Here is a 14601-nt window from a genome sequence, read left to right as displayed (position 1 = left end):
TTTATTCCTCACCGCTGACCGAAGCCATCAAGTCGGCTTGGTGCTCACGCAATAAGCTGTCAAGCAATTCATCCAAATCACCTTGCATAATCGCATCAAGCTTATACAACGTCAAATTGATGCGGTGGTCTGTCATGCGCCCTTGCGGAAAATTGTAGGTACGGATGCGCTCAGAGCGGTCACCACTGCCGACCAAGTTACGCCGTAAGTCGCTGGCGGCATCGACCTGTTTTTGTACCTTGTCTTGCTGAATTTTGGCGACCAGCATTTTCATGGCTTTGTCGCGGTTGGCGTGCTGACTGCGCTCTTGTTGGCACTCAACCACCGTACCCGTCGGAATGTGGGTGATGCGTACGGCCGAGTCGGTTTTGTTGATGTGCTGCCCACCTGCTCCGCTTGCGCGGTAGGTATCAATGCGCAAATCGGCAGGGTTAATCTCAACACTGTCATCGATTTCAACCTCAGGCATGACAGCAACGGTGCACGCTGAGGTATGCACGCGGCCTTGGCTTTCGGTCTCGGGTACGCGCTGAACGCGGTGCGCGCCCGATTCAAATTTTAGCCGCCCGTACACGCCTGTGCCCGAGACGCGGCTGATGATTTCTTTGTAGCCGCCGTGCTCACCCTCGTTGGCAGATAGTACTTCAACCGTCCAGCCTTGTGATGCGGCATAGCGCTCATACATACGGAATAAATCACCCGAAAAAATCGCCGCCTCATCACCGCCTGTGCCTGCGCGGATTTCCAAAAATGCCGGCACTTTGTCGTTCGGGTCTTTGGGCAGCATCATGACGTTGAGCACGTCCTCAAGCTCGGCAATACGCGCCTTGGCGGTGTCGATTTCATCCGCTGCCATTTCTTTCATGTCGGGGTCAGACAACAGCTCTTGGGCGGTGGCTAGGTCATCTTCCGCTTGGCGGTATTGCTGCCATGTGTCGGTCAGCTCGCTTAGGTCGCTGTGCTCCATCGACAACGCGCGAAATTTGTCATTGTCTGCGATGATATCGGGGTCAGACAACAAAGCGGTGACTTCTTCAAACCGCTCAACCAACTGGTCAAGGCGAAAACGTAACGATTCTTTCATGTATTCTGACGATTCAAACCGCCGACGGGCGGACGCGTGTCTAACGCGCAGCCAATCTGGGCGGATAAATTTTTATTCAATGCCTATTTAAAGGCGCTATTTTGCCATATTTTCACCCATTTTGCATGGCTTTTACGGGCGAAAAAACCGCTTGGACGCCGCAAGTCGTATTGGCAGACGGGCAACACGATTATTTTTATTAAAAATTGTTAAAATTTTTTAAAAAATTAGCCGTATTGGTGCAGCAGATGGTCAAAATTGTGGTGCGTGATGTCCGCAAACTCATCGACAGGCATGGCATACAGGTCCGCCAAAAACTGCGCAACATACGGCACAAATGTCGGCTCATTGGGCTTGCCGCGTTTGGGCACAGGTGCAAGGTAGGGGCTATCGGTTTCAATCAACAAGCGGTCTTTGGGCAGTTTTTTGGCAACTTCTTGCAAATCGGTGGCGTTTTTGAAGGTCACAATGCCCGATAGTGAAATATAAAACCCCAAATCCAGCGCTTGTTTGGCGGTGGCATAGTCCTCGGTGAAGCAATGAATCACGCCATGCTCAGCATGCTCAGCGCGTAAAATGTCCAGCGTGTCGCGGCGTGCCTCACGGGTGTGGACAATCAATGGTTTTTTAAGTGTTTGGCTGGCGTGAATGTGCCGCGCGAGGCTGGCTTGTTGTGCGGCGGCGTTTTCGCGTGACCAATGGTAATCCAGCCCCGTCTCGCCAATCGCCCACACCTCATTAGGCGCGGCAAGCTCGGTTAGGTGTTCAACGGTTGCCGCTTGCAGCACGCCGATATCCTCACACGGATGCACACCAACCGACATGCCAAGCGTCATGCCCGCAGGCGCGCGCGTGATGATATCGCGGATGGTGTCGTATTCGTCCAAATCGCACATGATAGACATGATGCGCGACACATTGGCGGCTTTAGCGGCTTGTAGTACGTTGTCGATGTTGTCTTGGTGCTTGCTTAAATCTAAGCGATTGAGGTGGGCGTGGCTGTCGGTAAAAGTTGGCATATGTTTTTATATCACAAATGGCTAAGGTTGCTGGCTTAATCGGGGCAAGTGGGCAAAAATCAAGCGGCTGGGTTTGACGGGTTTGCGGAATTTAGTTTGATATTCTCCCCACTTTAGTTGTATGTTTCACGCTTTATGAAATTTAAAAAACATTAAACCGTTTATGTTAGTTTAACAAATCTTGTTTGAGCATTTAGCAATATCTTTAAACCATGCACTGAGCCTACTGTAAAGCAAATTTTAAAATCCAAGTCGTATCAGCCGCGGCGTATTTTAACCGCCAATCAAAACGAACCCTATGCTATCAAGCTGGCCGCAGACCTTGCCAAATATCGCAGAAGTAGCCATGCTGCTGGGCTGTTGTGGCTGCGCGAAGTGTATGCTGACAACACCAACCCTAACGCGCTGACCAACGTATGCACATTATTTAGCGGATATTGGCAGAATTAACCAGCCTTAATGAACCAGTCTTGATGACGTGGACTACCGTGAGCACAAACCCGAAAAAATCAAGGTTGGTTTTTTAAAGCACTAAGTGTAACAATTTAAGCAGAACAATAATTTAAGCAGAACAATTAAGGGGTAAGCGCGGCTAAATGCGCCAACATGTCCAGCATACGGTTGGCATAGCCCCATTCATTGTCATACCATGCAAAGACTTTGTGCTGCGCCGCCGCGCCCGTACCCACCTGCATGGTCTGCAAGCTGTCAATGACCAATGACGCGCTGTGATGAATATAGTCGCTGGATACCAGCGGCTCATCACTGTATGCCATGATACCTTGAAACGCATGTGCGCTGGCGTGCTGTAGGCAGGCGTTGATCTCGGCACTGGTCACAGCGGTATTAAAGCACAGCGTCACATCAATCGCGGCAACATCAATCGTCGGCACGCGGATGGAATGCCCGTTGATTTTATCCGCCATGCTAGGCAACACCTTGCCGACAGCGGCAACGCTGCTTGAGGTGGTTGGGATGATGTTATGCCCCGAGGCACGCGCGCGCCGCCAATCGCGGTGGGCTTGGTCAAGCACCGTTTGGTCAGCGGTGACTGCATGAATTTCGGTCATCATGGCCGATTGCACACCAAATGCGCGGTCAAGCACAAACAGCAGCGGCACTAAGGCTTGCGTGGTACACGACACCCCCGACACAATCGGCTGCTTGCGCGTCAAAGCGTGACGATTGACCCCAAGCACAATACTGGCATCAACATGGTCAAATGGCGCTGCACCGATAATCACCTGCCTTGCGCCAGCGTGAATGTGCTGATACGCGCCATCATAGCCACGAAAATGCCCCGTGCTCTCTAGCACCACGTCAATGGTTAAATCCTGCCATGGCAAGCGTTTGGGGTCGGCTTCACGCAACAGCATCAACGTCAAGCGACGCGTCGGCAGATCAATACACAGCGTATTGCCGTCAAGCGTCACACCGATGCGCGCATCTAGCCGCCCGTGGGTGCTGTCGTATTTGAGCAAATGCAGCAATGTGGGCGCGTCGGCAAGGTCATTGATGGCAACAATGTGTATGCCCTCAACACCTGGTAAGCCGTTTTTGGGTGGGTCATCAAGCAAGCGCTCAAGATACGCGCGCAATACATTACGCCCAATGCGTCCAAAGCCGTTGATGGCAACGCGCAGCGGCGGCTGGATGGCTGACAACGGGGCTAAATTTGGCATAACGATTTCAACAAATTTTAATGGCTCTAAATGGCTCAAATGGCAACGCTTATTTTGTGGACGGGTTGGCAGATTTTGGCACAAACAACAACGCCAACCGAATGGCATTGTAGCCGTATTTATCGCCAATCACATCGCGCAATTCATGGATAAGCACTTCTTCACCGTCGTCTTTATCCGCCATCACTGTTTGGTAGGCGAAGGCCACCGCGTCAATCAGCGCATCATTGGGGCGAATATGCGCCAGTGGCAAATCGGCGTCGTGTTGTTGGAGTTTTTCGATATGCCCAATAATCGTACTTTGTGCCAAGCCGCGTTGCTCGGCAATTTCGGCAATGGTCAGGCTTTCATCGAGTAACGCTTTGGTGTTTAGTAGCGTGGGTGTCAGTTTAAGCAGCGGCTTGCTGTCAGGGTCGTCATCGCTGGGTGCTGTTTGGATTTGCTGAACCAATGCACGCTTACGCGCCAGTAGTTTTTGCTGCTCGGCATGGCGTTTTTCATAGTCTTGGATTTTGCGTTGATCCAGCGTGCCATGACTTTTTAAAATAAACGCCTCTTGTGCTTGCTGGATGGTTTCAGGATTTTTGCGTAAAAACTCATCCTCAAACGCTTTGGACAATGCCAAAAAGCGTATATCCGCCCCACGCGCGGTCGGGTCAAGCTTGAGGCTTAGTTCGTTGATACCCAACAAGCGCAAGCCCGATAGCCGCCGCAAGCGCGACAATGCCACATAGCCTTGCCCGTTTTCAAAGGTTTTGGATAAGTCAATCTCAGCGGCATCGAGCGTCATGCCTTGGCTTTTGTGAATGGTAATCGCCCACGCCAGCGTCAAAGGTATATGATAATACGCGGCGACAATCTCACCATCGTCATCATCAATGCGCCATGTGTCGTATTCCACAATCACCTGCCGCCCATCGTTGAGGCGTACCAGCGGATACAAGCCGTTGGCGATTTGGTTGAGGCGATTGTCGGTATCGGTATCGGTATCGGCCTTGGCGGTGGTGTCATTGTCCGTGTTAGCGTTGGCGTTGTCATCGGATTTTACAGCGGTTTTTTTGTCGGATTGTTTCGCGTTTTCTTGCTGGTCTTTTTCTTGCTGGTCTTTGTCAGCAGGCTTTAGCGGAACAAAGCCCACCACCTCGCCCAATGTGCCGTTCGATACATTTAAATCGGCGTTGTTTTTGATAAACATCACCTTTGCGCCGATTTTTAGCGTCAGACTGGGTGGGTTACGCACCCCTTTTTGCAACGTTTCAACCAATGCCGCATCGCCCTCGCTCCAGCTTTCGTAGGTTTGGCTTGGCGTATTGAGGTTGGACAGTTCTTGTTCGTTAATTTGATTGACATTAAAATTGTGGGTGAATAGGCGCGTGCGCGTGTTGCTCAAAGTATGGTTTGCCGTGGCGCGTAAGGCAGGCAAGATATCGGCGGTAAACTGCTGGGTACGAATCTGCTGCAAAATCGCCAACAAATCCAGCCCGTGGTAGCTGTCGCCCGTGGTGGCATCTTTGGACGCGGTTTGGCGTTGGCGGTGCTGCTCGGTCAGATAGCAAATGCGCAAATCTGCCTCAATCCATGCTTGCGCCATAAAGGCGAATTTGTCGCGCGGCGTTTCGTGACGCTCGCCCACAGGCGGCAGCTGAAAAAAATCCCCTGCCAAAAGCAGCTGAATGCCGCCAAACGGCGCATCATTTTCGCGTATGGCTTGTAGCACTTGGTTTAACACCTCAAACTGCTTTTTGTGTAGCATGGAGATTTCATCAATCACCAGCACTTGCGCGCGCTCTACCCGTTCAACCACCGCGTGGCGTTTTTGGATACGCTTTAAATCCGCAGGCGTTAAGCTGTCTAAAATCCCGATGCCAGCCCAGCTGTGAATCGTCATACCGTTCATATGGGTGGCGGCGATGCCCGTGCTTGCCGTCACCGCAACATTGACCCCTCGCGCGCGCAAATAATGCAAGTATTGGTTGATGGTATAAGTCTTGCCCGCGCCTGCTGAGCCTGTCAAAAACACGTTTTTGCCCGTTTTTAGGATATCCAGCGCGGTCGATTGTTTCATTGATGATGGTTTTCTTTAATTTAAGCAAAAGTTAGTAACATTTGGCGAATATCACTGGCAAAACTCAAACACTTAGCACATGATATTTGATAAGCCTGTGCACCAAACACGGTGGCTTAAAAAGCCGCGGTTTAAAAGCCGCTGGTTCGTTGATGTCAAAACTTTGTACTATACCGCCAAATGCGGTGCGGTGCAATGCTTAAGCCGTGTATTCACGCCACGCCAGCCCACGCTTGCCTTGGCAGGCCGGCTAAAAAATTTTTCACCCATAACGCCCATGGACAGTGTATGCTAGCCAATCAACCCATGAATTCAGTGACCACTGACAGCGCGCCTGCGATTGATACCGCGATGCTTGCCGAATTGCAAGACCTACTTGGCACAGATTTTGCCCCGATGATGCAAGGATTTTTGGCGGATTTGCAGCAAGGGCTAGATGGGCTGCGGTTGGCAAAAGCTGATCGTGACAACACCACAGGCTATGACATTGCCCACCGCCTCAAAGGCGCAAGCTTAAACTTGGGTGCTAATGCCCTTGCCGAGCAGTGCCACACCATGCAAACACTGTGCCAATCGGGTTATATTGCCGAATCACAGGCAACGCTTGCCGCGATAGCCGCGCAGGCAAAGCGCGTGCAAGCACAGTTATTGGCCATGCTGTCAGACTGAGGCACGCTCAGTTTGGTGGTGTGCTTAACGATTGGTTGGTGGCCTAAGATAGGTCAAAACAAAAGCCCTTTGCAAGTGCCCAAAAATTTGCCACAATAGCCGACGTTTTTTTGCCATATTTTGCGCCGCCTATGACCAGCACTCACCCCACCACGTTAGCAACCACCTTGGACGATTTTTTAGCCACCATCCGTGTGGTTATGGTAAACACCACATTGCCTGCCAATATCGGTGCAGCCGCACGCGCCATGCACACGATGGGGCTACGCTATCTGACACTGGTTGCGCCCAAACACGCGCTGGACGACACCGCGTTTGCCAATGCAGCAGGCGCGACCGACGTGCTACACCATGCGCGTGTGGTTGATGACCTGGCCGCGGCGGTGGCAGATTGCACGTGGGTTTTGGCGACCAGTAGCCGCGTGCGCCACTTGCCAAAGCCTGTCATCAGCCCCCAACAAGCCGCAAATTTGTTGGTTGATTACCACCGCAAACAGCCCACGCAAGGTCATACGCCAAGCGTTGCCTTGGTTTTTGGGCGTGAGGACAGGGGCTTGACCAATCAAGAATTGATGTTGGCAGATTATCATGTGCAAATACCTGCCAATCCTGCCTACCCCGTGCTCAATGTTGCCGCGGCGGTGCAAGTGATTGCTAGCACACTGTACGCCCACGCGCTAGCAGCGTTTGATAGCAAAAACGAATCAACGCCACCCAACGACAACACACTTGATGTGGTTTTGCGCCAACACTGGGACGCACCTGCGGTTAGCCACGGTGAGCAAGCCGCACTTGAGCAGCAGTTTTTGACGTTGTTACAAAGCCTAGACCTGTACCAACCCGAGCAGTCCAAACACATGCCACAACGGGTCAATCGTCTGTTTGGACGGCTACAGCTTGATCAAAAAGAATACCAGTTATTGCAAGCGTTGTGGGCAAAGCTCAACCAACGCCCACGATAAGCCGCCTGTTTGTGCAAACGCTAATGCCAAGGATTAAGGCTTGCGGCAAGTTATCATAACTATATCGTGTATCTGCCGCCTGATTGCTCTCAAGCCTAGCAAGCAGATGTGGGTGGCGGCGTAGCATAAGCTGCGCTTACAAGTTAGTCAATTTAAATCACTTCACGCAACGGATACACCCAAACTGTAAAATTTTACTGCCCATACCCAAAGCCTGGCAAGCATGTTATGATACATGCCTGTTTGATTGTCGTTTTGACTGTGGTTTTTGTGAGACGTTTATGCTAAACCGTGCCCGCCGCTTGCGCCATCGTTGGTTACTCATTCGCCGTGAACTGCAAGAAGATGTGCAAGCGGTGTTTGACCGTGACCCTGCGGCGCGTAATACGCTAGAAGTGCTTTTGACCTACCCAGGTGTTCACGCCCTGCTGCTACACCGCGTGGCGCATGGCATGTGGCAGCGCGATTTTAAGGGCGCGGCGCGCATGGTGTCATTTGGCAATCGGTTTTTGACGGGTATTGAGATTCACCCAGCGGCAAAAATCGGGCGACGGTTTTTTATCGACCACGGCATGGGCGTGGTGATTGGTGAAACCGCTGAAATCGGCGACGACGTGACACTGTACCATGGCGTAACCTTAGGCGGCGTATCGCTCAACGAAGGCAAACGCCATCCCACCTTGCAAGATGGCGTGGTGGTGGGCGCAGGCGCTAAGGTATTGGGCGGTTTTACGGTGGGCAAATATGCCAAAATCGGCTCAAACGCGGTGGTGGTCAAAGAAGTGCCCGAAGGCGCGACGATGGTTGGCAGCGCGGCGCGGATGATTTTGGACAAAAACTTGGCGCAAAAAGCTGGACTAGACAGCCTTGCCAACAACAGCGCCATCCCCGAACCTGCGGTCAATTCTGCCCCACCCCTGACCGACCCTGCGCACGAACGACAAGCCGCCCACCCCACAACCAGCGATTTGCGCGCGGTCAATGTGCCCATTGACCCATCTGCTGCCACGCATCCACCAAGCAGCAATACACCCAACCAGCAAAGCACCGACAGACAAACCGCAACAACCGCCAGCGACCGCAGCGCAATATTTCATCAATACGGCGTTGATCCAAACTCACCCGACCCGATTATTCAGACATTTTTAAAGCTGCTTGAGCATATTCGTCAATCCGATGCGCGGCTTGATGAGCTACAAGCTGCCATGTGCCGCCTTGACCCAAATTTTTGCAAAAAACAATACCCCAAGCTTAAAGCCATTGACCTTGATGCCGTCGCGCCGCAAGTGATTTTGTCTGACGATTAATTGCCTTGCCAAAACTTGCCTTTAGACACGGCTGATTGGCTGATGGCGCAATTTTGCCACCAGCCAACACAATAGATAAATACCGAATGACAGCGTCGTGATATACGGCGATACAGGCAACCCTGGAGACAACGACAACAAAATCCCCCCCACCGCGGCAACACTGGCAAACACCATGGATAGCACATACAGCCACAGCGGTTTTGCCGTGACCAAACTTGCGGCCGCCGTTGGCGTGATAAGCAGCGACAACAGCAACAACGCGCCCACAAGCTGCACACTCACCGCCACCACAAGGCTTAGCATCAGCATAAACAACAGTGACATACCACGCAAGCTGATATGCTGCGCCTGCGCAATCTGCGCATCAAGCGCGGCAAACAACATGCGCTGCCCAAAAAGTGCCATCACCAACCAAACCACCGCCGCCACCGCCAGCAAGGTTTGGATCTCGGTGGGCGTGACCGCAACAATTTGCCCCGTCAGTAAGCCAAATTTGTTGGCCGCGCGCCCTTGGTATAGCGACAAAAACAACACACCAAGCCCGAGCCCAAACGGCAACACAATCCCAATCACCGCATTGCGGTTTTTGCCATCCAAGCCCATCAAGGCCAGCACCGCGCCTGCCACCAGCGAGCCAATAATCGCACCCCACGTCACCGACGCACCAAGCCACAGTGCGCACGCCGCGCCAGCAAACGACAGCTCCGCTGTACCATGCACGGCAAATGCCATGTCACGCGCTTGAATAATCGGTCCAATCAAACCTGCCAATGTGCCCAAAATCAACGCCGCCAGCAGCGACGATTGGACAAGCGGTAGCAGCTCAAAAAAGCCATCAAAATTGATAATGGCGTGAAGCGTATCGGTTAAAGGCATGAGATAAAGGCTTCTTAGACGGCGGCTTGCCGTGCGCACGGTGTAAAATAGATTGGATACTTACAAATTGGGTGGCAGTGCTTGATGGCTATGCTTGATAGCCATGCTTGGCAAAATTCATTAAAACATACTGGACAATTTTCAAATTTTATTGAGTAATTCGCGCCCACCCACTTGCGTATGGCTGCTGGATAAATACACCACCTGATCAACCAACGGTGCGATGATATCACGCTCATGGCTGACCATCAAAACCGCCGTGTGGTGCAACTGCTTGCGGTGCGCCAAAATATCACCAACAATCTGTTGGCTTGCCCTATCAAGGCTTAGCAGTGGCTCATCCATCAGCAGCAAATCGGGGTCATTGACCAAGGCTTGCGCGATGCGCATACGCTGCTGCTCACCGCCCGACATCAGGTGTAGCGGTGCGTTGCAAAACGCTTGGCCATTGACCTCGGCAATGGCTTTATCGACCAACCGCTGTTTGTGTTTGGCTGTCCACCAACGCCGCGTGGGCGGTGTGCCACCAGATTTGAGGCTTAGCCAGCCAAATAGCAAATTGCCGCCATCTAGCCCAAGCTGCACCAAATCGCGCCCACGAATGGGCAAACGCGGATCAAAGTTTTTCAGCTGCGGCACATAGCCAATCCGTACGTTGGGCGCAAGCCACACCTGCCCATGTGACAGCGGCTGCAATGCCAGTATACTTTGTAACAACGTGGTCTTGCCTGCCCCATTTGCGCCAAGCAAAGCGACAAATTCGCCTGATTTGACCGCAAAACTCACACCATGCCACAGCGTGCGCTCACCCAAACGCATACTGGCAGCGGTGAGGCGCAAAATATCACGCGGCGAAGCTTGGGTATTCGGTGGCAGGCAAGCAAAATCCAGTGTGGTGGATGGCGTTGGCATGTTTATCAATCAGTTATCGGCGTGTGTTTGGGAGGCGTGTTGGCTGGCAGCGGCAAATCGTGCGATGGTATCGCGCATCAAGTCGATGTAAGTGGTCGTGCCTGTGGGCAGGGTTTCATAGACCGTGACCACAGGAATGTGCATATTTTCAGCCGTTGCACGCAAAGCACGGCTGGCAGGGTCTTCGGTTTGCGCGTTGATGACCAGCATATCAACCTGTTTTTGCGCCAACAGCTGCTCAGCGCTGTGCAATGCCTTGACCGATACCCCTTCATCATTGGCTAGCTGATTGACAAACTCGGCTGGTGTGACATTGGCAATGCCCATCTCTGCCAGTAAAAAATCCGCCACAGGCTCGGTGGCTAACGCGGTTAGGTGCTTGCCCTGCCCGATTTTTTGCGCGGCGGTTTTTAGCTGTGCCAACTGGGCATTAAAGGCAGCGGCGTTGTGTTGGTAAACTGCCTGCTGGCTCGGATTGGTTTCACTCAACGCTTGGGCAATCGCATGCGCCACCTGCTGCACAGCCGCTAGCTGATAAAACACATGCTCATTTTGCTCGCCGTGATGGTGGTGATGTTGGGTGGCATCATGCGTGGGCGTTGCCGCATCGTCATGCGCGTGGGTTTCGTCAGCGTTTGGCTGGCTGATGGCCACCGCATTTATGACGCGCGGTGCAGGGTTCAGTGATTGGGCAATTTGCTGCGCCCAGTCATCATAGCCGCCGCCGTTCATTAATACCAACGCGGCTTGCTGCATATCTGCCTTATCGCGCGCGCTGGCTTGGTAGGCGTGTGGGTCTTGGGCAGGGTTGTCTACTGCGGTGATGACATCGGCGGTATCCCCTGCCACGGCTTTTGCCACCGCTGCCCATAGATCGGTTGAGGCATAAATCACAGGGCGTGCGTTGGTGGTTGGGTGTTGGCTAGCCACCGTTGCGGCACTGGCGGGCGGGCTATCAGCGGTGGGCTTGTGGGCGGGCTGGCAAGCCGATAAGGCTATGCCGCATGTTAGCAGCATGAGATGTTTATTAAAATTAAATTTGCTTAGGCTATTTAGCATGTATGTGTGCCTTCTTAAAAACCTATGACCACTAAAGCCTATGACCACCGCTAAAAAGCGTTATGTTATAATATAACATTTGATAGCCTTGCGCAAACTTTACTTTTACGTTACGCCAGTTTGTGGCACAATGCGTTTGATGACCCTTTTAATCGGTGGGTAAAACGTACGGAAAAATAAGTGATGCAACGGTTATTCAACAAGACGACGTATAGCCAACTTGGTTTTGGCATTTTTTTGGCCAGTGCTGGCATAACTGCCGCCAACGCTGAAGGCTGGCTCAACCGCGAAAGCTCCTTGCCTGTGGATACAAACGCGCGGCTAAGCGTCGGACTAAACGCCGCTTACAACCAATCAAGCTACGATAAAGATCAAAATGTCACTGTACTGCCACAAGCGTTTTATGACAATAACCGCGTGTATCTAGAGGGCAGTGAGGCAGGCGTGTATGCGTACAAAGACCATGCCAATGAATGGCGCGTGTCGGTGGCGTATGATGGACGCAGCTTTGACCCCGATGACGCTGACAAGGCCGCGTTACGGGGGCTTGATAAGCGGAAGTGGTCAGCATTGGCAGGCACTAGCTACATGCGTATCACACCGTATGGCGGCCTAAAGGCGCAGGTTGAGGCGGATATCTTAGGACGCAGCAAAGGCACGCGCGTTAAACTATCGCATCTAAGCCGCTTTCGCTTAATGGATGCGCGTTTAACGGTGTATCCTGAAATTGGCTTACTGTGGGGCAGCGACGACTACAACCAGTATTATTATGGCATAAGCCAACCAGAGGCGGCACGCACAGGCTTACCTGCCTATACCGCTGATAGCAGCGTGCGCCCGTTTGTCAATGTCAGCGCCAGCTACCGCGTCAATCCGCGTTGGAGCGTGTTTGTCAGTGAGGGTTTAGAGCGCATGAGTGATGCGCAAAAAGATAGCCCGATGGTCGATGGCAGCTGGGATAGCCGCTCGCGGATTGGGTTTAATTATCAGTTCTAAACGCTATTTTACGGCTACAAAAACGGATTGCGTATGGTATCAACGTTGGCTTGTTGATGGGCTTGGTGGTCGTTGCGATCAAAATCCTGTGCATCATGCGCTTGTAGATAGCCGACAATTTGCCCCAATATATCATGCAGTTTACATGCGTGCGCCAAGCTTTGGCGATCAAGGGTGAAGGTGACGCTGCCATACAAATTAACCTGTTGCCCTTGATTTTCTAAGGTTAGCTCAGCAAGGTTTAGGCTTGCGTCGTCATCGGCAAACGGGACAAAATCGGTGGTTTGGGTGGGCTTAGCCATGGCGTCGATTTCCTTAAGTCATAACCGTGGTTAGCAAAACTTTGCCACAAAAAAACCCGAACGCGTCGGGTTTTTTGGTTTAACAGGCACTGATTATACCAATTTTGCGGTGGTCACGCCTGCCATTTTTTGTGCCACGCGCAATACTTGCGCACTGTAGCCCATTTCGTTGTCGTACCACAAGTACAAGTGTGCTTGGTTGCCGCTGACAATTGTTGCTTTGGCATCAAAAATACTGGTTTCTTTGGCGCTGACATAGTCGGTTGAAACAGCATCGGGCGAATCGGTGTAGTCGATTTGCGCGCTCCACTCGCTGCTTGAGGCGATTTGACGCATAAAGTGATTTAATGTCTCAGCATCGGCAGGGGCATTGTCAAAGGTAACGTTTAATACCGCAAGGCTAACGTTTGGCGTTGGCACGCGAATTGAGTTGCCCGTCAATTTGCCTTTGAGCGCAGGCAAGGCTTTGGCAACCGCTTTGGCAGCGCCTGTTTCGGTGATGACCATGTTCATGGCAGCGGCACGCCCACGACGATCGGCTTTGTGATAGTTATCCACCAAGTTTTGGTCATTGGTGTATGCGTGGATGGTTTCCACGTGGCCTGCTTGTACGCCGTATTCATCGTGTAGCACTTTTAGCGCAGGTGTGATGGCATTGGTCGTGCAGCTTGCTGCGCTGATAAGTTGGTCATCGGCCGTGATGTCGTTGTCATTGACAGCAAATACCACGTTTTTCATCTCGCCTTTGCTTGGCGCGGTCAAAAGCACCTTGGCAACGCCTTGGCTTTGTAGGTGTTTGGCAAGGCTGTCTGGGTCACGCCATTTGCCTGTGTTGTCAATCACTAAGGCATTGTTGATGCCGTATTGGGTGTAATCGATTTGGCTTGGGTCATCGGCGTAGATGACTTGGATGTACTGCCCGTTGGCAATAATGGCTTGGTTGGCTTCATCGGCAATGACCGTGCCATCAAACCAGCCGTGCACCGAATCACGCTCCAATAGTGAGACACGCTTAACCAGATCATTGTCTTGGCTTTTACGCACCACAATGGCCCGCAAATTCAAGCCACGGCTTAGCCCACTGTCCTCAAGCATCAAACGGGTCAAAATGCGTCCAATACGTCCAAAACCGTATAGCACCACGTCGGTTGCGCCATCACTGCCCGTGCCTGCTTGCGCTTGTGCGTCTTTTAGCACTTGCTGCGCGTCTAAGCCTGAGTCTAAACGCTGTGCCAAACGCCCGATATCCACTTGACTGTTTTTGATGTCGCTGGCGCTGAGCGCATCCAATACTTGCAAGGCGTGTTGCAATTCAACCTTGCCCAACTGCTGTGCGCGTTGGTAGGCTTGTGCGATACGGCGTACATTGCTGTTGGTCACGGGACGGTCAAATAAGCTCACCACAACACTGCGGTCGCGGTATAGCTGGTTGGCTGCTGCTAGCAAGCGCTCTAAATTGGCGTTATGCGTCTGAGCTTGTACTTGGTGGTCTTGATGACGCTGGGTGTAAGCGTTGGTCATTGGTCGTCCCTTATACTGTGAAAAATGTGCGGCGAAAAATCAGCCGCTAAAACGTGGTTAAACAAAAACCACAAAACGTATCAAACGCGTGTTACAAACAGTTTAACGCTATTATAGCCAAAATTTGTGCCGATGTCAGCGGTT

General features: G+C 52.1%; 13 protein-coding genes. 4 read left to right on the top strand and 9 right to left on the bottom strand.

Going from position 1 to position 14601, the window contains the following annotated elements:
* Position 1: 1 nt before the first annotated feature.
* The 4 genes from prfA to AC5L4R_RS02225 all read right to left on the bottom strand — a co-directional run bounded on the left by prfA (position 2) and on the right by AC5L4R_RS02225 (position 5850).
* Positions 2 to 1084, bottom strand: a complete 1083-nt coding sequence (gene prfA, locus AC5L4R_RS02240) for a peptide chain release factor 1 (RefSeq protein WP_494472173.1) — start codon at positions 1082 to 1084, stop codon at positions 2 to 4.
* A 227-nt stretch (positions 1085 to 1311) separates the two neighbouring features.
* Positions 1312 to 2103 carry a TatD family hydrolase gene (locus AC5L4R_RS02235; protein ID WP_494472172.1) on the bottom strand — a complete coding sequence of 264 codons (792 nt, stop codon included), beginning with the start codon at positions 2101 to 2103 and terminating at the stop codon, positions 1312 to 1314.
* A gap of 575 nt (positions 2104 to 2678) precedes the next feature.
* Entirely contained in the window at positions 2679 to 3785 is a 1107-nt protein-coding gene (locus tag AC5L4R_RS02230; protein ID WP_494472171.1) for a type I glyceraldehyde-3-phosphate dehydrogenase, read from the bottom strand.
* A gap of 49 nt (positions 3786 to 3834) precedes the next feature.
* Positions 3835 to 5850 carry an AAA family ATPase gene (locus tag AC5L4R_RS02225; RefSeq protein WP_494472170.1) on the bottom strand — a complete coding sequence of 672 codons (2016 nt, stop codon included), beginning with the start codon at positions 5848 to 5850 and terminating at the stop codon, positions 3835 to 3837.
* Positions 5851 to 6138: 288 nt separating this feature from the next.
* On the opposite strand from AC5L4R_RS02225, the gene AC5L4R_RS02220 reads away from it, so the two are divergent.
* From AC5L4R_RS02220 to cysE, 3 genes are all read left to right on the top strand, one after another.
* On the top strand, positions 6139 to 6519 hold the full coding sequence (locus AC5L4R_RS02220) for an Hpt domain-containing protein (protein WP_494472169.1): 381 nt from the start codon (positions 6139 to 6141) through the stop codon (positions 6517 to 6519).
* 131 nt (positions 6520 to 6650) lie between these two features.
* The gene (locus AC5L4R_RS02215; protein WP_494472168.1) at positions 6651 to 7481 is read left to right on the top strand and encodes an RNA methyltransferase; all 831 of its coding nucleotides are present in this window, start codon (positions 6651 to 6653) and stop codon (positions 7479 to 7481) included.
* 281 nt (positions 7482 to 7762) lie between these two features.
* Positions 7763 to 8788: a serine O-acetyltransferase gene (cysE, locus tag AC5L4R_RS02210; RefSeq protein ID WP_494472167.1), complete on the top strand. Its 1026-nt coding sequence runs from the start codon at positions 7763 to 7765 to the stop codon at positions 8786 to 8788.
* A 21-nt stretch (positions 8789 to 8809) separates the two neighbouring features.
* Here cysE and AC5L4R_RS02205 read toward each other — a convergent pair whose 3' ends face one another.
* From AC5L4R_RS02205 to AC5L4R_RS02195, 3 genes are all read right to left on the bottom strand, one after another.
* Positions 8810 to 9667 (bottom strand): metal ABC transporter permease, encoded by an 858-nt coding sequence (locus AC5L4R_RS02205; protein WP_494472166.1) that lies wholly within the window; start codon positions 9665 to 9667, stop codon positions 8810 to 8812.
* 141 nt (positions 9668 to 9808) lie between these two features.
* Positions 9809 to 10579 (bottom strand): metal ABC transporter ATP-binding protein, encoded by a 771-nt coding sequence (locus AC5L4R_RS02200; RefSeq protein ID WP_494472165.1) that lies wholly within the window; start codon positions 10577 to 10579, stop codon positions 9809 to 9811.
* Between the two features lie 9 nt (positions 10580 to 10588).
* On the bottom strand, positions 10589 to 11638 hold the full coding sequence (locus AC5L4R_RS02195; protein ID WP_494472164.1) for a metal ABC transporter substrate-binding protein: 1050 nt from the start codon (positions 11636 to 11638) through the stop codon (positions 10589 to 10591).
* 183 nt (positions 11639 to 11821) lie between these two features.
* Between AC5L4R_RS02195 and AC5L4R_RS02190 the strand changes: the two genes are divergently transcribed.
* Positions 11822 to 12634 (top strand): MipA/OmpV family protein, encoded by an 813-nt coding sequence (locus AC5L4R_RS02190; protein ID WP_494472163.1) that lies wholly within the window; start codon positions 11822 to 11824, stop codon positions 12632 to 12634.
* 14 nt (positions 12635 to 12648) lie between these two features.
* On the opposite strand, the gene AC5L4R_RS02185 is transcribed toward AC5L4R_RS02190, so the two are convergent.
* Together AC5L4R_RS02185 and AC5L4R_RS02180 are read right to left on the bottom strand one after the other, a co-directional pair.
* Positions 12649 to 12936: a hypothetical protein gene (locus AC5L4R_RS02185; RefSeq protein ID WP_494472162.1), complete on the bottom strand. Its 288-nt coding sequence runs from the start codon at positions 12934 to 12936 to the stop codon at positions 12649 to 12651.
* A gap of 93 nt (positions 12937 to 13029) precedes the next feature.
* Positions 13030 to 14457, bottom strand: coding sequence for a glyceraldehyde-3-phosphate dehydrogenase (locus tag AC5L4R_RS02180; RefSeq protein ID WP_494472161.1), 1428 nt, complete (start codon positions 14455 to 14457; stop codon positions 13030 to 13032).
* Between the last annotated feature and the right edge of the window lie 144 nt (positions 14458 to 14601).

This window comes from Faucicola sp. SE7633 (assembly GCF_059264685.1).
Note: the sequence above shows the minus strand (reverse complement) of the source record. Positions and strands in the feature narration are given on the sequence as shown.